This is a genomic window from Streptomyces sp. NPDC059852 (assembly GCF_042731455.1).
In the GTDB taxonomy this organism is placed as follows: Bacteria; Actinomycetota; Actinomycetes; order Streptomycetales; family Streptomycetaceae; genus Streptomyces.
This window is the reverse complement of the sequence record NZ_JBHWJK010000017.1, coordinates 33,401-51,895: the sequence shown is the minus strand read 5'-3', so window position 1 is coordinate 51,895 and position 18,495 is coordinate 33,401. Positions and strand designations below refer to the sequence as shown.

Here is an 18,495-nt window from a genome sequence, read left to right as displayed (position 1 = left end):
CACCTCGCGCGGTGGTGCCACAGTTTCGTCACGCGTGACACGGACGGTCACATGTGCGGATAGCATCCTGCGCACCCCCCGCGCCCTACCGGCCGCACCGTCACCCCCGGCCCCGGTCCCCCGTACGACCCACTCCCCCGCGCTGCCCGCCTCCGCCCTCCGCTGAACGCCCAAGGACGACGATGTCTCCACGGACAGGTCCCCGGCGCCGCCTCGGCTCCATCCGCCTCTCCCTGCTCCTGCTGGCCCTGGTGCCCGGGGTGACGCTCGCCGCCGTGTGGAGCGTCACGACGGTCCAGATGTTCTCCGAGGGGCTGCGGCTGCGGGCGCAGACCGAGCTGAGCGAGTCGACCGGGGCCATGGGCACCGAGGCCACCCTCGCCCTGCAACGGGAGCGCAGCTACTCGGCGGTGTGGCTGGCCTCGCGGCAGAAGGCGGCCCGTGACGCCCTGGAGGACCAGCGCGCCCGTACGGACGAGGCCGTCGCCGAACTCCTCGACCGGTCGGACGACATCAAGCGGGCGCCCGAACGGATCAAGGCCCGGCTGTACTCGGTCGTCGGCTCCGCGGGCAGCCTGGAGTACTACCGGGGCCAGGTGGACCACCCCACCGACATCACCCCCGCGCAGGCGCTGGGCCAGTACACGTCGATCATCGACGACCAGATCCACGTCTTCCGGGAGCTGTCCCAGGTCGACGACGGCGACCTGACGTCGCAGGCCGCGCCGCTGGTCTCGCTGGAGCACGCGGCGGAGCTGATGTCCCAGGAGGACGCGCTGCTGACCCTGGCGGGTCCCTCGGGGCGGATGGACGCCGCGACGTGGACGGAGTTCGGGAAACTGGTCGGCACCCGGCGCTGGATCGTCGGCGACCAGATCCTCCCGTCGCTGACCGGTGACGCGAAGGCGCGGACCGAGCGGATCCTGCGCAGCCCGCAGTGGCGCACCCTGGAGTCCATCGAGGACCGGGTGCTCGCGGCCCGCCCCACGGGGGACGGCGGCTCGGTCGCGATCCCGGAGGTGCGCGAGGAGTGGCGGGCTTCGCTGCTCCAGGTGTCCGACGCGTACACGGGACTCATCCGGGGGCAGACGTCCGCCCTGCTGGACCGCAGCGCGGACGACGCGCGCGGGCTGCTGGTCACGGCCGCGCTGCTGAGCGCGGGCGGTCTGGTGGCGGTGCTGCTGTGCCTCGCGGTGTCCTGGCGGATCACCCGCTCGCTGTCGCGGCGGCTGCGCGGCCTGCGTGAGGCCACCCTGGCCCTCGCCGAGGAGCGGCTGCCCGACGTGGTGGCCCGGCTGGAGCGGGGCGAGAAGGTCGACGTGGAGCTGGCGACGCCGCCGCTGGACTACGGCCGTGACGAACTCGGCGAGGTGGCGCAGGCGTTCAACGCCGCGCAGCGCACCGCCGTGCACACCGCCGTCGAACTGGCCGACACCCGGCGGGGGTTCCAGAAGGTCATCCTGGGCATCGCCCGGCAGAGCCAGAACCTGGTCAACCTGCAGCTGACCGAACTCGACGCGCTGGAGCGGGCGCACGAGGACCCCGACGTGCTGAAGGGCCTGTACGCCCTGGACTCCACGGCCAGCCAGCTGCGCCGCTACCAGGAGAACCTGGTGATCATCAGTGGCGAGCGGCCCGGCCGCAGCTGGAGCGAGCCGGTCGCCCTGATCGACATCCTGCGCAGCGCGGTCGGCGAGGTCGCCGAGTACCGGCGGGTCCAGGTGCACACCGAGGAGGAGGTGCACATCGCGCCGCCCGCGGTCGCCGACCTCATCCATCTGCTGGCCGAGCTGATCGAGAACGCGACGCTGTACTCGCCGGCGCCCGCGCCGGTCGCGGTGCGGGCCGCCATGGTCGCCAAGGGGCTGGCCGTGGAGGTCGAGGACCGGGGGCTCGGCCTGTCCGAGGAGGACTACACCGCGTTCAACGGCCAGTTGGCCGAGGCGCCGAAGTTCGACGTGGTGGCGCTCGCCGACGATCTGCGGCTCGGCATGTTCGTGATCGCGCGCCTCGCCCGGCGGCACGGGATCACGGTCACCCTGCGCCCCTCGCCGTACGGCGGCACCACGGCGATCGTGCTCGTCCCGCACGAGGTCGTGGTGACGGACGTGCCCGACGAGGACCCCGACAAGGACGAGGGCCCCGGCGAGGAGGACCTGGAGGCGCCGGCCCCCGCGTCGGAGGCCCCCGCCCAGGAGGCGCCGCCCGAGGTGCCCGCCGCCCGCCTGCCGGACCCGGAGGAGGAGCTGACGCCCCTGCCGCGCCGGGTGCGGCGGGCCGCTCCCGCCCCGGGGCCGCGCGACGAGGCCCCGCCCGCCGGCGAGGACGGGTGCGCGGACGACGACTTCACCGCCGAGCGGGCCGCCTCCTCCCTCGGCGGCTTCCAGCGCGGCACGCTCCGGGCCCGGGCCGAGGACGGCTCCGGACCCGCCGACCCCACCGACCCGCCGGAGCGCGACCCCGCCCCGTCCGGCGCCTGCTCCTCCCCCACGTCCCCCACGCCCGCCAGCCCGTCCGACCGCTCATGAAGGACTCCGCCATGACACGCCCCTCTCCCGCCACCGACACCCAGCTCGACCAGTTGCTCACCGGACTCGTCGAGCGGGTCGCCGGCGTCAACCACGCCGTCGTGCTCTCCGAGGACGGGCTGGTGGTGAGCAAGTCGACGGGTTTCCTGCGCGACGACGCCGAGCGGCTGGCGGCGACCGCGTCCGGCCTGATGAGTCTGAGCAAGGGCGTCAGCATGGACTTCCGGGGCGGTCCGGTGCGCCAGGCGCTGATCGAGATGGCCCAGAGCTATCTCATCCTGACCACGGCGGGACCGGGCGCCCATCTGGTCGTCCTCACGAACCAGGGCGCCGACGTCGGCGTGGTGGCGTACCAGATGAACATGCTGGTGAAGAAGATCGGTGAGCACCTGTCGGCGGCACCGCGGGCCCACGTCGGCCCGGGTGCGTGAGGTGGGCCCAGACCATACGGCGGGCCGGCTGGTACGTCCCTTCACCCTCACGGGCGGCCGGACCCGGCCCAGCCGTGGCGACTTCACCCTGATCACGCGGGTGACGGCGGTCGATCCGCCGCCGGAGCGGGCACCGCGCCCGCAGCCCGAGCAGCTGCGCATCCTGCGGCGCTGTGCGCGCCCGGTCGCCGTCGCGGAGCTCGCGGCCCGCCTCGACCTGCCGGTGAGCGTCGTCGCGATCATGCTGTGCGATCTGCTGGAGGCGGGTCTGATCACCGTGCACCGTCCGCGGCCGGTGACGCCCGGCACGGCCGAGCCGGGACTGCTGGAGAAGCTGCGGGACGGCCTCGACCGGCTCTGAGCGGGCGGTCCGGACACGCGGACGCGCCGGTGAGGGCCTACGCCCGTCACCGGCGCGCCGGGAGCGTCGTCAGGCCAGGCCGGCCGACTTCAGCCAGGCCTTGGCCACGTCGAGCGGGTCCTTGTTCTCCAGCTGGACCTGGGAGTCCAGGTCGAGGAGCGTCTTGGTGTCCAGCTTGGCGGAGACGGCGTTGAGCGCCGCGACGCCCTCCTCGGACAGACCGCTCTTGTAGACGAGCGGGGTCACGTTGGCGAACCCGAAGAGGTTCTTCGGGTCCTTGAGGACGACGAAGCCCTCCTTGGTGATGGTGGGGTCCGTGGTGAAGATGTCCGCGGCCTGCACGGTGTTCTTCGTCAGGGCCGCCTGGGTCAGCGGGCCGCCCGCGTCCAGCGCCTTGAAGGACTTGAACTTCAGTCCGTACTCGGCCTCCAGGCCCTTCAGGCCCTGGTGGCGGGTCTGGAACTCGGGCGAGCCGCCGATCAGCAGCTCGGGCGCCGCGTCCTTGAGGTCCGCGAGGGTGGAGTCGGCCGTCAGGTCGTACTTCTTCGCCGTCTCGGCGTTGACGCTGACGGAGTCCTTGTCCTCGGCCGGGGAGGACTCCAGCAGGGTGAGCTTGGCGTCCAGCTTGCTCTTGACGGCGGTGTTGACGGCCTCGGCGGACTCCTGCGGCGCCTTCGGGTCGAGGTAGGCGAGCAGCGAGCCGTTGTACTCCGGAAGGACCGTGACGGAGCCGTTCTTGAGCAGGCCGTACGTGGTCTCGCGGCTGCCGATGTTGGGCTTGTAACTGACCTTGATGCCCTTGGCCTTGAGGGCCTCGCCGTAGATGTCGGCGATGAGGACGCTCTCGGCGAAGTTGTTCGAGCCGACGACGACGGTGTCGCCGCTCGCCTTGTCCTCGGCGAGGGGGTCGGACTTGTCGTCGGAGGAGGAACATCCCGTCAGCAGCGCCGCGGCGGCCGCGAGCGCGAGGGCGGCCGCGCCGGGATGGTTCCTGAGGGAGCTGCTGCGCAGGGCGGTGAAAGTCACGATTCCCGTTCCGGTCCGTGGGGTTGGGAGAGCTTTTCCACTGATCCAATCCAGCGGGTTCTCGGTCAGTCAAGGGCTGCCAGGTCACCGATCGGACTCAAAATCCGTAATGTGTCGAGGAGTTGTCCGTGGTGTGAAGGTGGGACGATCGGGACGCCCGGGTCGTGTAACGGAATCTTGACGTACAGTTCCGGTCACAGCACCGAAGGGACGGTACTGTCCCGCACAGAATCGATCGGAAGTCGGCAACAGCGGTCACGTGCGGCGTGCGCACCCGGTGCGGCGCCCACGAAGGAGGAATCCCGGTGTCCACGAGCGAGGCAGGCGGACCCCGCCCCCGCCGGATGCGCGGTCACCCCGACCGCTGGCCCTTCCGGCACAAGCTGAACCTCCTGGTGGGTGTGCCGCTGACGGTCGTCGCGGCCCTGCTGGCCTACCTCATCGCCGACCAGACCGCGCAGTCGCGCGAGGCGGCGAACGCCGCCCGGCTGGTCCGCGAGAGCGTCGAGGTCGCGAAGCTCGTCGACCGGCTGGCCGCCGAGCACCAGCAGGCCGTGCTGCTCTCCGTACGGCACGAGGCGGCGGGCGGCGGCGAGCCCTCGGCGTCCGCCTACCGCACCGCCCAGGAACGGGTGGACACCCAGGTCGGGCGGGTGCGCGAGGCGTTCGGCGAGCGGCTGCCGGACACCGAGGCCCAGGCACTGAAGAACGTCGAGGGCCTCGCCGGGCTGCGGGACACCGTCGAGGACGGCTACCTGCCGGCCAACAACATCGACCCGGCGTACACCGACGCCGCGAGCCAGCTGATCGACGGCCTGGCCCTGGACCGCAACCCCGAGCTCGCCACCACCTTCACCGGCAACCTGCTGGACTCCCTCCTGCGCTCGGCCGCCGCGCACAGCGAGTTCGAGACGGCCGTCTTCTCTGCGTCGACCGGTGACTCCAACGCGCTCATCGAGGTCATCGGCGCGATCGGCGCCTACGACGAGTTCACGCACCAGGCCGAGCGGTTCACCCGCTTCGCCACCGAGGAGCAGGCCGACACCTTCGCCGGGATCCGCTACACCCCCGCGCAGTCCGTCATCAGCCGGCAGTACGCCGAGCTGCAGATCGACCCCGGCGCCGCGCAGGCCGGCTCCCCCGCCGAGGTCCGTAGGTCCCTCGACCGCGCCCTCGACTCGTACGACTCCTACCGCGACCAGGCCAAGACCCGGCTGTCGATCACGACCTCGCTGATCGACCAGATCGCCGACCGGGCGGAGGACGCGTCCGAGACGGCCGCGTGGCGGGCGCTGCTGCTCCTCGGCGCCGCGCTGCTGGGCTTCGCCCTGTGGCTGGTCCTCGCCGTGCTCGTACGCCGTTCCGTGGTGCGGCCGGTGGTCGCGCTCACCGGCGCCGCGCGGCAGGTCGCCGACGTGGCCCGGCGCGAGCTGGCGCGGGTCGCGGACGACGACGCCGAGGACGAGGGGCCGCCCCGGCTGCGCGAGATGCCGGTCACCGCGCGCGACGAGATCGGCGAACTCGCCGAGAGCTTCAACGAGGTGCAGACGACAGCGGCGGCGCTGCTGGAGCGGCAGGTGCTGAGCCGGCGCAACGTCGCCGAGATGTTCGGCAACGTCGGCCGCCGCGTCAGCAACCTGACGTCCCGTCAGCTCACCCTGATCGACGCGGTGGAGCGCGGCGAGACCGACCCCGCGCTGCTCGAACGCCTCTACTCCATCGACCACATCGCGGTCCGTCTGCGGCGCAACGCCGACAGCCTGATGCTGCTGGCCGGCATCCACGAGGCCGCCCTGGACGCCGGTCCCACCTCGCTCACCAACGTCGTGCGGGCGGCGCTCGGCCAGATCGAGGGCTTCCAGCGGGTGGAGCTGCGGGCGCGGTCCGAGGCCGTCCTGGAACCGGAGGTCATCGGCGACCTCACGCTGATGGTGGCCGAACTCCTGGAGAACGCCGTGTCGTTCTCGCCCGCCGACAGCCCTGTCGAGGTGACGGTCGCCACGGACGGCGACGACGCGGTGATCGTGGTGAGCGACCACGGCCTGGGCATGAGCGCGGAGCGCCTGGCGGAGGAGAACGCCCGTCTGATCCGCCGCGAACGGCTCGACCTCGTCCCGACGAAGGTGCTCGGCCTGTTCGTGGTCGGCACGCTCGCCCGCCGCTGGAAGATCGGCGTCACCCTGTCCCGTACCCCGGGCGGCGGTGTCACGGCCGAGGTGACGATCCCCTCGGCCCGCCTGGTGACCGGCAGCACGACGGCGACGACGTCCACCCCGGCCCTCACGGCCCTGGCCGGCACAGCGCGGCCCGCCCCGGAACCGTCGGGGGCCACGGCCACCGGCCCGGTGCCCGCGGACGCCGTACCGGCGGACCCGGACGCCTCCGGCCCCCTCCCCCGCCGTGCCAGGCGCCCCGCGGCGACCGTGCCCGCCCCCCGCTCCGCGGAGGCCCCCGCCGGTCCCGGCGCCCCGTCCTCCGTCCGCCCGCTGCGGCGGCGGGTCCGGGGCGCGACCCTGCGCAAGGGCGGGGCGGGCGACGACCGGGCGGCCGTGGTGCCGGACCGGCCCCGGGTCGTCGACGCAGACGCCGTACGCGACGAACTCGACGCGTTCGAGGCCGCCGTGGAGCGCGCGCACCGCGAGAGCGGGGCCGTCCCGGTCCCGGCACCGAACTCCCCAGCCCAGGACCCGAACGACCCCCCGGAAGGAGCGGAGCAGTGAGCACGTCGACAGGTGGCACCCCGGCAGGAGGCACGGATGCCTCGTCAGCCGAACTGGCCGCCGCCGCAGCCGACTTCACCTGGTTGCTGAATCGCTTCGCGACCGAGACGGCCGGCGTCGTGGACGCCATCGCCGTCTCCTCGGACGGGCTGCTCATCGCCGTGTCGGAGCTGCGGCAGCAGGCCGACTCCGAGCGGCTCGCCGCGATCGTCTCGGGAATCACCAGCCTCGCCGCGGGCGCGTCCGGCAACTACGGTCTCGGCGCGCTCAACAAGGTCATCATCGATCTGGACGGCGGCCATGTGCTGGTCTCCGCGATCGGCAGCGGCGCCGTCCTCGGCGTGGTCACCGACAAGGAGGCCAAGCTGGGCAACATCGCCTACGAGATGACGGTGTTCGCGAACCGGGCCGGAGCCGCCCTGAGCCCGCAGCTCGTCCTGGAGCTGAAGAACAGCGTCGGTGCGGCCTCGGCCCGCTGACCGGGCCGGAAGGAGCGGACACCCCATGGCGGACGACATCCCACCGCCGGAGCCGAGCGGCCCGGAACCGGTCGGGCAGGCGTCCGCCGTGCGGCCGTTCCTGCTCACCGCCGGCCGGGTCGCGGACACCACCGGCGACCGGGCGATGCCCGTCGAGACCCAGGTGGTGGCCACCGCCGAGGGGCTGGACGGGCTCGACCGGCTGGCCTTCGAGCGGCGCGACATCGTCGCCGTGTGCCGGCTGCCGCAGTCCCTCGCGGAGATCGCGGCCCGGCTGCGGCTGCATCTGAACGTGGTGCGGGTCCTCGCCGAGGACCTGCGCGACGAGGGCCGGCTGACGGTGCACGTGCCCGACTCCGGCGTCGTCCACGACGCCTCCGTCCTGCGCAGGGTCATCGAGGGCCTGCGCGCCATCCCCGACGCACGAGGGGTCCTCAGTGACAGCGACTGAAACGGCCGCCGGCGCCCCGGCCGGACCGGCGACGGCACGGCCGCCGCTGCCGGTCAAGATGGTGATCGCGGGCGGCTTCGGCGTGGGCAAGACCACCGCCGTGGGGGCGATATCCGAGATCGAGCCGCTCACCACGGAGGCGGCCATCACGGAGGTCGCGGCGGGCGTCGACGACCTCACGCACACCCCGCAGAAGGCCACGACGACGGTCGCCATGGACTTCGGCTGCATCACCATCGACCCGACCCTGAAGCTGTACCTGTTCGGCACGCCCGGGCAGGAGCGGTTCGGGTTCATGTGGGACGACCTGGTGGAGGGCGCGGTCGGCGCCCTCGTCATCGTCGACACCCGGCGGCTCGACGACTGCTTCGCCGCCGTCGACTACTTCGAGCACAAGGGCATCCCGTTCGCGGTCGCCGTCAACGCCTTCGACGGGCGGGTCGAGCACACCCTGGACGAGGTCCGCTGGGCGCTCGACGTCAGCGAGGGGGTCCCCGTGGTCGTGTTCGACGCCCGGGAGACCGGCTCGGTGCGGGACGCCCTGCTCGTCGTCCTCGAACTGGCCCTGGCCCGCACGGAGGGCTGACGGCGGTGCCGGGCGGGCCGGCACCGCCGTACGGTCAGGTGGGCCTGCGCACGCCCCGGGAGACCGCGAGCCGGGCCGCCGCCCAGAACACCAGCAGGGTGGCCACCGCGAGCCCGGCCACCAGCGTGGCGCCGCCCACGACCTTCTCGTAGTCCCGCTGGTAGAGGCCGTCCACGATGTAGCGGCCGAGGCCGCCGAAGCTGACGTACGCTGCGATCGTGGCCGTCGAGACGATCTGGATGGCGGCGGAGCGCAGCCCGCTGAGGATCAGCGGGAGCGCCGTGGGCAGTTCGACCCGGAACAGGACCTGCGCCTCGCCCATGCCCATGCCGCGCGCCGCGTCCACGGGCGCCGGGTCCAGGGAGCGCATCGCCTCGTTGGTGGTGACCAGGATGGGCGGGACGGCGAGCACCACCAGCGGGATCATCACCGGGGCCATGCCGAGACCCAGCAGGATGAACATGAGCACCATCAGGCCGAAGCTCGGCAGCGCGCGGCCCGAGGTGGCGATGAGGGCGAGCACGTTGCCGCCGCGCCCGGTGTGACCGGTGAGCAGCCCGACGGGCAGCCCGATGGCGGCGGCGATACCGAGGGCCGTCAGCGTGTACTGGACGTGCTCGCCGAGCCGGACCGGGATGCCGTCGTAGCCCTGCCAGTGGGCGCTGTCGCTGAAGAACGCGTCGGCGAAGTTCAGGATGTTCACCGGGCGGCTCCCTTCGCGAGGACGGTCCGGGTGCCCCGGCCGCCGCCGCGCGGCATCCAGGGCGTCACCCACACCCGCAGGACGATCAGCAGGGCGTCCACGAGGATGGCGAGGACGGCGGTGGAGATCACGGACAGCCAGACCAGCCGGGGCTGGTTGTACTTCAGTCCGGCGTCGAGCATGTTGCCGAGCGCGCCCTCGTTGCCGATGAGCATGCCGACGCTGACGAGGGAGATGCTGGAGACGGCCGCGACCCGCAGCCCGGCGAGGATGGCGGGCGCCGCGATGGGCAACTGCACCTGGAGATAGCGGCGTACGGGGCCCAGGCCCATCGCGGTGGCCGCGGCCAGCGTCTCCTGCGGCACCGAGCGCACCCCGTCCACGATGGCCGGGACGAGCACGACCAGACTGTAGACGGCCAGCGGGATCATCACCGTCAGCTCGCTCAGCCCGGTGTAGTCGATGAGGACGACGAAGAACGCCAGCGACGGGATGGCGTAGAGCACGGTCGTCACCCACAGCACCGGCGGGTACAGCCAGCGGAAGCGGACGCACAGCTGGGCGAGCGGCAGCGCCAGGAGGAGCCCGGCCAGCACCGGCACCAGCGCCTCGCGCAGATGCAGCCCCACGAGGCCGAGGAAGCTGTGCTCCAGATAGCTCGGCATGTCGAAGAGGTCGTTCACGGGGCGACCTTCTGGGCCGTGCCGGCGGCGGCGCGGCCGGCGTGCGCGCCCCGGATGGCGTCGCCGATGGACGTCTGCGAGACCACCCCGGTGGCCCGTCCCTCGCCGTCCACGGCGACGGCCCAGCCGGTCGGCGAGAGCACCGCGCAGTCCAGGGCGGCCCGCAGGGAGTCGCCACCGGCGGTGAACGGCCGTCCGTGCGAGAGGAGTTCGGCGGTGGCGATCGACCCGGCCATCAGCTCGGCGGGATCGCCCCAGCCGACGGGCCGGCCGTCGGTGTCGACGACGAGGAGGTAGGGGGCGCCGGCGCGGGCGGCGGCGGCGATCTGCTCGGCGGAGGCGTCGACGGCGACGATCGGCCCGGTGAGCAGGTCGAGTCCGGCCGAGGAGAAGAAGGACAGCCGGCGGATGCCGCGGTCGTTGCCGAGGAAGTCCTCGACGAACGCGTCGGCGGGGTCGGTGAGCAGTTCGGCGGGCGGGGCGAACTGGGCCAGATGACCGCCGGTGCGCATCACGGCGACCATGGTGCCGAGTTTGACGGCCTCGTCGATGTCGTGGGTGACGAAGACGATGGTCTTGCCCAGTTCCTCCTGGATGCGCAGGAGTTCGTCCTGGAGTCCCTTGCGCACCACGGGGTCGACGGCCGAGAACGGCTCGTCCATCAGCAGCACCGGCGGGTCCGCGGCGAGCGCGCGGGCGACGCCGACGCGCTGCTGCTGGCCGCCGGAGAGCTGGTACGGGTAGCGCTTGGCGAGGGAGCCGTCGAGGCCGACGCGTTCCATCAGCTCCCGGGCGCGGGCGCGGGACTTCTCCTTGCCCCAGCCGAGCAGGCGGGGCACGGTCGCGATGTTGTCGAGGATCGTGCGGTGCTGGAAGAGGCCCGCGTTCTGGATGACGTACCCCATCGACCGGCGCAGGGTGTTGACCGGCTGCTGCTGGATGTCCACGCCGTCGAGGAGGATGGTGCCCTCGCTGGGCTCGACCATCCGGTTGATCATCCGCAGTGTGGTCGTCTTGCCGCAGCCGGACGGTCCCACGAGGACGGTGATCGAGCGGTCGGGTATCTCCAGCGACAGCCGGTCGACCGCCACCGTGCCGTCCGGGTATCGCTTGGTGACTGCATCTATCCGTATCAAAACGCCGAATACCCTTCGGGTCTGGCAGGTTTCGCCCGCGTGCGACCCACGGGCCGGCCGATGGAGCCCGAGTCTAGACGCCTTGTGTTGCGGCACCTTTGCGCTGGTCCGGTATCGCGTGGGCGCGCAGCGCGGCGAAGGCCCGCCCTTCCACCGTCCACTGTCCGGCGGGGCTCCATCCGGCCCGTGCCGCGTGCCGGAGCAGGGCGGGGGTGCCGAGGCGGGCCCAGGGGAAGAGGGGGCCCTCGGCGCCCCGGGCGTCGGTGACATGGACCTGGACGCGCTCGTCGAGATCGAGGCCGGGCACGGTCTCGGCGAGCAACAGCCCGCCGGGGCGCACGAGTCGGGCGAGGCGCTCCAGCAGGGCCGCCGGGTCGCCGCCGATGCCGATGTTGCCGTCGAGGAGCAGGGCGGTGCCCCAACGGCCCTCGCCGGGCAGCGGATCGAAGACGGATCGGCGCAGCGCGGGACCGCCGAGCCGCGCGGTGCGGGCGACGGCGGCGTCGCTGACGTCGATGCCGAGGACCGTACGGCCCTGCCGGGCCAGGGCCGCGACCAGCCGTCCGGGGCCGCAGCCGACGTCGAGCACCGCGCCCTCGCAGCGCCGCAGCACCTCACGGTCCACCGCGTCGGCGTCGGCGCACCAGCGCTCCACGTCCAGCGGCAGCAGCCAGCCGTCGGCGCGCCGCAGGTAGAGGGGGCCGCGGCCGCTGCCGAGGGCGCGCGCGTACGGGTCGGCGGACCAGGGCGCGACCGGGTCCGCGGGGGCCGCCGCCTCTCTGAGCCCGCTCATCGGCGGGCCGCCGGGCCGAGCCGGGCCAGGGCCGTGGCGAACCGTCCGCCGGGGGCCGCGGCGGCGACCAGTTCGGCGTCGAGCGCGGTGTCGACGTCCCGCAGGCCGGGCAGGTCCCGCACCCGCAGTCCGGCGAGCCGGGCGCGCTGGGCGGCGCCGGTGTACGGCTGCGACATGGGGACGCCGCGCAGCCGGTCCGGGTCGGGTTCGGCGAGGCCGAGCGCCCAGAAGCCGCCGTCCCGTGCCCGGCCGAACCAGGCGTCGCAGTCCGCCCAGTCGACGGTGAGCAGTTCAGGGGTGACCTGCGGGGTGTCCATGCCGATGAGCAGGGCCGGGCCGTCGCAGGCGGCGAACGCGGCGGCGAGCCGTTCGTCGAGTCCGCCCGTGCTCTGCGGGACGACGTCGAAGCCGGGCGGCAGCCAGGGGCCCGGCGTGCCGTCGAGGACGAGGACGCGGCGCCGGGCGGGGGTGCGCGCGACGGTGTCCAGGGTGTCCGCGAGGGCGGCCTCGGCGAGCGCGGCGGCCTCCTCCGGGGTGAAGGGCGGGGTGAGCCGGGTCTTGACCCGGCCGGGGCGGGGCTCCTTGGCGATGACGAGGAGGGTGGTCACGGACGGGCCCCTTCCCGGACGCCGGGTGCCGCGGGTTCCTCGGCCAGCACGCGGCTCATGTCGCGGACCGCGTGCCAGGTGCCGCGCCAGGTCCCGGTGACCTTGGAGGCACCGGTACGGGGACGGTAGGGCACGTCGTCCTCGGCGATGCGCCAGCCGGCGTCGGCGGCCCGCACCACCATCTGCAGGGGGTAGCCGCTGCGCCGGTCCGTCAGGTCCAGGGCGAGCAGTTCCTCCCGGCGGGCGGCGCGCAGCGGGCCGAGGTCGTGCAGTCGCAGCCCGGTGCGGCGGCGCAGGAGCCGGGTGAGGGCGAGGTTGGCGGCGCGGGCGTGCGGCGGCCAGGCGCCCCGCCGCTCGGGCCGGCGGCGGCCGAGGACCAGGTCGGCCTCGCCGGCCGCGACGCGTTCCACGAACGGCACCAGGTCGCCGGGGTCGAGGGAGGCGTCGCAGTCGCAGAAGCAGACGACGGGGGCGGTGGCGGCGGTCAGGCCCGCGTGGCAGGCGGCGCCGAAGCCGCGCCGCGTCTCGCGGACGACGGTGGCGCCGAGGCGGGCCGCGAGGTCCGCGGAGCCGTCGGTGGAGCCGTTGTCCACGACGAGCGCCCGCCACCCGGGCGGGACGCGGTCCAGGACCCAGGGCAGCGCCCCGGCCTCGTCGAGGCAGGGCAGCACGACGTCGACGGGTGCCGGGTCCACGGGGGTGGCTCGGGGTGAGGAGATCGTCACGGCTTTCACCCTACGAGCACGAACCGGGCATAACGGACGACGGCTCCTTACGGAACGCGGACGTCACGGTCCGGGCGGCGCCTCGCGCGCGCGGAGGGTGCGAGGCTGGCCGTATGAAGCAGCAAGAGCCGAGCGGCGGGGCCGGGGCACGGGTCCTCGTCGTGGACGACGACCCCACCGTGGCCGAGATCGTCTCCGGGTACCTGGATCGCGCCGGGTACGTGGTGGACCGGGCGGGCGACGGGCCCTCCGCCCTCGCCGCGGCGGCGGCGCGCCGCCCCGACCTCGTCGTCCTCGACCTGATGCTGCCCGGCATGGACGGCCTGGAGGTGTGCCGCCGGATGCGCGGCCAGGGCCCGGTCCCGGTCATCATGCTGACCGCGCGCGGCGACGAGGACGACCGCATCCTCGGTCTGGAGGTCGGGGCGGACGACTACGTCACCAAGCCGTTCAGCCCCCGCGAACTCGTCCTGCGCGTCGGGTCGGTGCTGCGCCGCGCCCGCCCCGCGCAGCCGTCCGGCGTCCTGGGCGCCGGGGGCCTGTCGGTGGACCCGGCGGCCCGCCGCGCGACCAAGAACGGGGCCGAACTCGCGCTGACGATCCGCGAGTTCGACCTGCTGACGTTCTTCCTGCGCCATCGCGGCCGGGTGTTCGGCCGTGAGGACCTGATGCGCGAGGTGTGGGGCTGGGACTTCGGCGACCTGTCGACCGTAACCGTCCATGTGCGCCGGCTGCGCGGCAAGGTCGAGGACGACCCGGCCCGGCCGCGGCTGATCCAGACCGTGTGGGGCGTCGGCTACCGCTTCGACACCGACGGCGCCGCCCCCGCCGAGGAGGGCTGACGTGCGCGACACGCTGCTCATCGCCCTGTTCGCGTTCCTGGGCGCCGCCGCGGCGGGCGTCCTGGGCGCCTGTGTGCTGCTGCTGATCCGGCGGCGCTCGCTGATCACGCACCTCGCCGTCGTCGCGGGCGTCGGCGTCACCGCGATGCTGGCGGGCACGCTCGCCGTGGCGCAGGCGATGTTCCTGTCCGGGCACGACCTGAGTGTCGTCACGACCGTCGTCGCGATGGCCGCGGTGGTCTCCCTGGCGACCGCGCTGCTCCTGGGCCGCTGGGTCGCCGCCCGCAGCCACGCCCTGGCACTCGCCGCCCGCTCCTTCGGCGACGGCGGGGCGTTCACGTCCCCCGACGGGCCCGCCACGGCGGAACTCGCCGCGCTGAGCCGGGAACTGGAGGCGACCAGCGCCCGGCTCGCGGAGTCCCGGGAGCGGGAGCGCGCCCTGGAGTCCTCGCGCCGCCAACTGGTCGCCTGGATCTCGCACGATCTGCGCACCCCGCTGGCCGGGCTGCGCGCGATGGCGGAGGCCCTGGAGGACGGGGTGGCCGCCGACCCGGACCGCTATCTGAAGCAGATCCGGATGGAGGTCGAACGCCTCGACGGCATGGTCGGCGACCTGTTCGAGCTGTCCCGGATCCACGCCGGCACGCTGAAGCTGTCGTTCGCCCGGCTGTCCCTGTACGACCTGGTGGGCGACGCCCTCGCGGGCGCGGACGCGCTGGCCAGGGAGCAGGGCGTACGGCTGGTCGGCGACCGGGTGGAGGCGCTGCCGGTGCAGGTGGACGGCCGGGAGATGAGCCGGGTGCTGGGCAATCTGCTGGTCAACGCGATCCGCCGGACCCCCGCGGACGGCACGGTCGCCGTCGCCGCCGAACGCTCCCCCGACGGCGTGGTGCTGTCGGTGACCGACGGGTGCGGCGGCATCCCGGAGGAGGACCTGCCGCGCGTCTTCGACACGGGCTGGCGCGGGACGCACGCCCGGACGCCCCCGGCGGGCGCCGGACTCGGACTCGCCATCGTGCGGGGCATCGTGGAGGCGCACGAGGGCCGGGCGACCGTGCGCAACGTGCCCGGCGGCTGCCGCTTCGAGGTGGTGCTGCCCGCCGCCGCTTCCTGAACGCGGGCAGCACCACCGGCCGGTGCGGGGGCGGTCACCCGTCGCGCGGGTCCGCCCCGGCGAACTCCGCCATTCCCTCGGCGAAGGACACCCGCGGTTTCCAGCCCAGTTCGGCACGCAGCCGCGTGGAGTCGGCCGTGATGTGCCGGACGTCCCCGAGACGGTACTCCCCCGTCACCACCGGCCGGGGGCCGCCGTGCGCGGTCGCGAGGGCATCGGCCGTCTCGCCGACGGTGTGCGGCTCCCCGCTCCCGGTGTTGTACGCGGTCAGCGCGCCCGGCGCCAGGTCCCCGCCGGTCGCCTCCAGCGCGGCCACGTTCGCGGCGGCCACGTCGCGCACATGGACGAAGTCCCGCCGCTGGCGCCCGTCCTCGAAGACGCGGGGCGCCTCCCCGCGCGCGAGGGAGGAGCGGAAGAAGGACGCGACACCCGCGTACGGGGTGTCGCGGGGCATGCCCGGCCCGTAGACGTTGTGGTAGCGCAGCGACACCGCGGTGCCGCCGGTCGCGCGGGCCCAGGCCGCCGCCAGGTGTTCCTGGGCGAGCTTGGTCGTCGCGTACACGTTGCGCGGGTCGGCCGGGGCGTCCTCCCCCACCAGCCCCGGCGTCAGATCGGCGCCGCAGACCGGGCAGGGCGGCTCGAAGCGGCCCGCGTCCAGGGCGGCGACGGTGCGCGGGCCGGGCCGGACGACGCCGTGCCGGGCGCAGGTGTAGCGGCCCTCGCCGTACACGACCATCGACCCGGCCAACACCAGCCGGCGCACTCCGGCCCCGGCCATCGCCGTGAGCAGCACGGCCGTCCCGAGGTCGTTGCGGGAGACGTACTCCGGGGCGTCCTCGAAGCCGGTGCCGAGGCCGACCATGGCCGCCTGGTGGCAGACCGCGTCGACACCGGCGAGGGCGTGCCGTACGGCGTCGGGGTCGCGCACGTCCGCCGCGGGATCGGTGCGGACGTCGTACACCACCGGTTCGTGCCCGTGGGCGGCGAGCGCCCGGACGAGGGAGGACCCGATGAATCCGGCGCCGCCGGTGACCAGTACACGCATGCGTCCACGCTAGGGCGCCGCCGCTCCCCCGAGCCGTCGCACGGCCCCCATGTCACGGGTTCGTAAGGGCGGGGGCGGTCAGCGGGAGCGTCACCGTGAAGCGGGTCCGCCCCGGCTCCCCGGAGACGGTGATGCGGCCGCCGTGGGCCTCGACGAGGGACCGGGCGACGGCGAGCCCGAGTCCGCTGCCGCCGCGGTCGCGGCTGCGGGCCTTGTCGACCCGGTAGAAGCGGTCGAAGACGCGTTCGGCGTCGGCGGGCGGTATGCCGGGCCCGGCGTCGGTGACGGAGACCCGCGCGGTGCCGTCCCCGACGGACACGGCGATGGACACCGGGGTGCCGGGCGGGGTGTGCACGGCCGCGTTGGTGAGGAGGTTGTCCAGGACCTGGCGGATGCGCTGCGGGTCCAGGCGCAGCGGCAGCGGACCGGGGCCGGGGACGACCGTGAGCGGGTGGCCGGGGCGGGTGGCCCGGAAGGCGTCGGCCGCCTGCGCCACCAGCTCGACCAGATCGGCCTCCACCGGGCGCAGCGGCGTCTCCACGTCCGCGGCGTCGAGCCGGGCGAGCAGCAGCAGGTCGTCGAGGAGGACGCCCATCCGGGCGGCCTCGGCGCGCAGTCGCGCGAGATGCCGCTCGCGCTCCTCGGGGGCGTTGGCGGCGGCGTACTGGAACAGGTCGGCGTAACCGCGCACCGACATCAGGGGCGTGCGCAGTTCGTGCGAGGCGTCCGCCACGAACCGGCGCAGCCGGCGCTCCGCCTCCGCCCGTACGGCCAGCGAGTCGTCGATGTGCTCCAGCATCGTGTTGAACGCGGTGCGCAGCTCCTCCACCTCGGGTCCGCCGCCGCGCCGGTCGTGCCGCATCGGCAGCCGCGCGGAGTCGGTCAGGTCGTGCGAGGTGATGTCCCGCGCGGTGCGCGCCATGTCGCCCAGCGGCTCGAGGCCGCGTCGCAGCATGCCCCGGCCGAGGGCCACCAGGGCGGCCAGCGCCAGCCCGAAGGTCACGGCCTGGAGGGTGACCAGCCGGCCGACGGTGTCCTCGATGCCGTCCAGGGGCGCGGCGCTGACCAGGACCACACCGGGCTCGACCTCGCAGGCCCGCAGCCGGTACTCGCCCTCGCCCCGCAGATCCGCGGTGCGCAGCACCTCCCGGTGCGCGCCGGCCTGCGCGCGGGCCAGCGCGGTGAAGTCGGCGACGTCGTCGGGGAGATCGGCGGGGTCCTCCGGGGTGCGCAGCACGGCCCTGCCGTCCGTCACGTCGTACACGGCGTAGAACCAGCTGTAGTACTTCTTGCCGCCGAGCGTGCCGTGGTCGGCGATGGACTTGGACTGGGCGATCTGCCCGTGCGCCAGCTGGGTGTCGAGCTGTGCGGCCAGGTACTCGCGCATATACGTGGTCAGCGCGGTGCCGACCACCGCGAACACCGTGAGCGACAGCACGGCCAGACCGAGCGCCAGCCGGGTCCCGAGGCGCATCGCGCGGTACGCCCGGCGCAGTCGCGCGATCACCCCGACGCCTCCCGGACCACGTAGCCGAAGCCGCGCACGGTGTGGATCAGCGGGGCGCCGGTGTCGTCGAGCTTGCGGCGCAGCCTGCTGACGACGAGTTCGACGACGTTGGAGCGGCCGCCGAAGCCGTACTCCCAGACGTGGTCGAGGATCTGGGCCTTGGTGAGCACGGCCGGCGACCTGCGCATGAGATAGCGCAGCACCTCGTACTCGGTCGGGGTGAGGGTGAGCAGCCGGTCGCCGCGCCGGACCTCGCGGGTGTCCTCGTCCATCGTCAGATCGGCGACCCGCAGGACCGAGCGCTGGAGACCGGGGCCGGTGCTGCGCCGGAGCACGGTGCGCAGCCGGGCCATCAGCTCCTCGACGGCGAACGGTTTGACCAGGTAGTCGTCGCCACCGCGGGTGAGCCCGGCGACCCGGTCGGCGACGCCGTCGCGGGCGGTGAGGAACACCACGGGCACCATCCGGCCGCCGGCGCGCAGCCGGTCCAGGACCCCGAAGCCGTCGACGTCGGGCAGCATCAGGTCGAGCACCACGATGTCCGGGTGGAACTCGGCGGCTCTGCGCAGCGCCTCCGCACCGGAGTTGGCGGTGACGGCGTCCCAACCCTCGTAGCGGGCGACGGTCGCGACGAGGTCGGCGATGGGCGGATCGTCGTCCACGACGAGCAGGCGTACGTTCTCCACCCGTTCATACTGCGGCACTTGGTGCGGTACGCCGAGGGGCGGGTGCGCCGCGGAGCCGGATCGACAGGTGG

19 protein-coding genes are annotated in these 18,495 nt (G+C 74.0%); 9 read left to right on the top strand and 10 right to left on the bottom strand.

Annotated elements, in window-relative coordinates:
- Nucleotides 1–182: 182 nt before the first annotated feature.
- Genes ACFV46_RS21870 through ACFV46_RS21860 form a run of 3 tightly spaced genes read left to right on the top strand, consistent with a single transcriptional unit; the run spans nt 183 to nt 3,320 of the window.
- On the top strand, nt 183–2,528 hold the full coding sequence (locus tag ACFV46_RS21870) for a nitrate- and nitrite sensing domain-containing protein (RefSeq protein WP_385499311.1): 2,346 nt from the start codon (nt 183–185) through the stop codon (nt 2,526–2,528).
- 11 nt (nt 2,529–2,539) lie between these two features.
- Complete coding sequence (locus tag ACFV46_RS21865) at nt 2,540–2,959, top strand: roadblock/LC7 domain-containing protein (RefSeq protein WP_062668586.1); 420 nt, start codon at nt 2,540–2,542, stop codon at nt 2,957–2,959.
- Between the two features lies 1 nt (nt 2,960).
- Complete coding sequence (locus ACFV46_RS21860) at nt 2,961–3,320, top strand: DUF742 domain-containing protein (RefSeq protein ID WP_361937138.1); 360 nt, start codon at nt 2,961–2,963, stop codon at nt 3,318–3,320.
- A gap of 69 nt (nt 3,321–3,389) precedes the next feature.
- Here the strand turns inward: ACFV46_RS21860 and ACFV46_RS21855 are convergent, their stop codons facing one another.
- On the bottom strand, nt 3,390–4,346 hold the full coding sequence (locus tag ACFV46_RS21855; RefSeq protein ID WP_361937136.1) for an ABC transporter substrate-binding protein: 957 nt from the start codon (nt 4,344–4,346) through the stop codon (nt 3,390–3,392).
- Between the two features lie 344 nt (nt 4,347–4,690).
- Here ACFV46_RS21855 and ACFV46_RS21850 point away from each other — a divergent pair, with 344 nt between their 5' ends.
- Genes ACFV46_RS21850 through ACFV46_RS21835 form a run of 4 tightly spaced genes read left to right on the top strand, consistent with a single transcriptional unit; the run spans nt 4,691 to nt 8,582 of the window.
- Entirely contained in the window at nt 4,691–7,066 is a 2,376-nt protein-coding gene (locus tag ACFV46_RS21850; protein WP_385499391.1) for an ATP-binding protein, read from the top strand.
- Entirely contained in the window at nt 7,063–7,545 is a 483-nt protein-coding gene (locus ACFV46_RS21845; RefSeq protein WP_062668590.1) for a roadblock/LC7 domain-containing protein, read from the top strand. Before ACFV46_RS21850 ends, ACFV46_RS21845 begins: the two co-directional genes overlap by 4 nt.
- Before the next feature lie 25 nt (nt 7,546–7,570).
- Complete coding sequence (locus tag ACFV46_RS21840; RefSeq protein WP_062668591.1) at nt 7,571–7,996, top strand: DUF742 domain-containing protein; 426 nt, start codon at nt 7,571–7,573, stop codon at nt 7,994–7,996.
- Nucleotides 7,983–8,582, top strand: coding sequence for an ATP/GTP-binding protein (locus ACFV46_RS21835; protein WP_376726848.1), 600 nt, complete (start codon nt 7,983–7,985; stop codon nt 8,580–8,582). Before ACFV46_RS21840 ends, ACFV46_RS21835 begins: the two co-directional genes overlap by 14 nt.
- 34 nt (nt 8,583–8,616) lie before the next feature.
- Here the strand turns inward: ACFV46_RS21835 and ACFV46_RS21830 are convergent, their stop codons facing one another.
- From ACFV46_RS21830 to ACFV46_RS21805, 6 genes are all read right to left on the bottom strand, one after another.
- On the bottom strand, nt 8,617–9,285 hold the full coding sequence (locus tag ACFV46_RS21830) for an ABC transporter permease (protein ID WP_385499309.1): 669 nt from the start codon (nt 9,283–9,285) through the stop codon (nt 8,617–8,619).
- On the bottom strand, nt 9,282–9,968 hold the full coding sequence (locus ACFV46_RS21825) for an ABC transporter permease (protein WP_376726847.1): 687 nt from the start codon (nt 9,966–9,968) through the stop codon (nt 9,282–9,284). Before ACFV46_RS21825 ends, ACFV46_RS21830 begins: the two co-directional genes overlap by 4 nt.
- Nucleotides 9,965–11,104: an ABC transporter ATP-binding protein gene (locus ACFV46_RS21820; protein WP_385499306.1), complete on the bottom strand. Its 1,140-nt coding sequence runs from the start codon at nt 11,102–11,104 to the stop codon at nt 9,965–9,967. Before ACFV46_RS21820 ends, ACFV46_RS21825 begins: the two co-directional genes overlap by 4 nt.
- A gap of 73 nt (nt 11,105–11,177) precedes the next feature.
- A complete protein-coding gene (locus ACFV46_RS21815) occupies nt 11,178–11,897 on the bottom strand; it encodes a class I SAM-dependent methyltransferase (RefSeq protein WP_376726845.1) in 720 nt (239 codons plus the stop codon).
- Nucleotides 11,894–12,505: a DUF2064 domain-containing protein gene (locus ACFV46_RS21810; RefSeq protein ID WP_385499304.1), complete on the bottom strand. Its 612-nt coding sequence runs from the start codon at nt 12,503–12,505 to the stop codon at nt 11,894–11,896. The genes ACFV46_RS21815 and ACFV46_RS21810 overlap by 4 nt, the downstream gene beginning before the upstream one ends.
- On the bottom strand, nt 12,502–13,239 hold the full coding sequence (locus ACFV46_RS21805; RefSeq protein WP_385499303.1) for a glycosyltransferase family 2 protein: 738 nt from the start codon (nt 13,237–13,239) through the stop codon (nt 12,502–12,504). The genes ACFV46_RS21810 and ACFV46_RS21805 overlap by 4 nt, the downstream gene beginning before the upstream one ends.
- A 104-nt stretch (nt 13,240–13,343) precedes the next feature.
- Here ACFV46_RS21805 and ACFV46_RS21800 point away from each other — a divergent pair, with 104 nt between their 5' ends.
- Together ACFV46_RS21800 and ACFV46_RS21795 are read left to right on the top strand one after the other, a co-directional pair.
- Nucleotides 13,344–14,072 (top strand): response regulator transcription factor, encoded by a 729-nt coding sequence (locus ACFV46_RS21800; protein WP_385499301.1) that lies wholly within the window; start codon nt 13,344–13,346, stop codon nt 14,070–14,072.
- Nucleotide 14,073: 1 nt separating this feature from the next.
- A complete protein-coding gene (locus ACFV46_RS21795; RefSeq protein ID WP_385499299.1) occupies nt 14,074–15,186 on the top strand; it encodes a sensor histidine kinase in 1,113 nt (370 codons plus the stop codon).
- 34 nt (nt 15,187–15,220) lie between these two features.
- Here ACFV46_RS21795 and ACFV46_RS21790 read toward each other — a convergent pair whose 3' ends face one another.
- The 3 genes from ACFV46_RS21790 to ACFV46_RS21780 are packed head-to-tail and all read right to left on the bottom strand — an operon-like array spanning nt 15,221 to nt 18,424.
- The gene (locus ACFV46_RS21790) at nt 15,221–16,231 is read right to left on the bottom strand and encodes an NAD-dependent epimerase/dehydratase family protein (RefSeq protein ID WP_361936393.1); all 1,011 of its coding nucleotides are present in this window, start codon (nt 16,229–16,231) and stop codon (nt 15,221–15,223) included.
- A gap of 52 nt (nt 16,232–16,283) precedes the next feature.
- Nucleotides 16,284–17,738: an ATP-binding protein gene (locus tag ACFV46_RS21785; protein ID WP_376726842.1), complete on the bottom strand. Its 1,455-nt coding sequence runs from the start codon at nt 17,736–17,738 to the stop codon at nt 16,284–16,286.
- Nucleotides 17,735–18,424, bottom strand: coding sequence for a response regulator transcription factor (locus ACFV46_RS21780; RefSeq protein WP_385499297.1), 690 nt, complete (start codon nt 18,422–18,424; stop codon nt 17,735–17,737). Before ACFV46_RS21780 ends, ACFV46_RS21785 begins: the two co-directional genes overlap by 4 nt.
- Nucleotides 18,425–18,495: the final 71 nt, after the last annotated feature.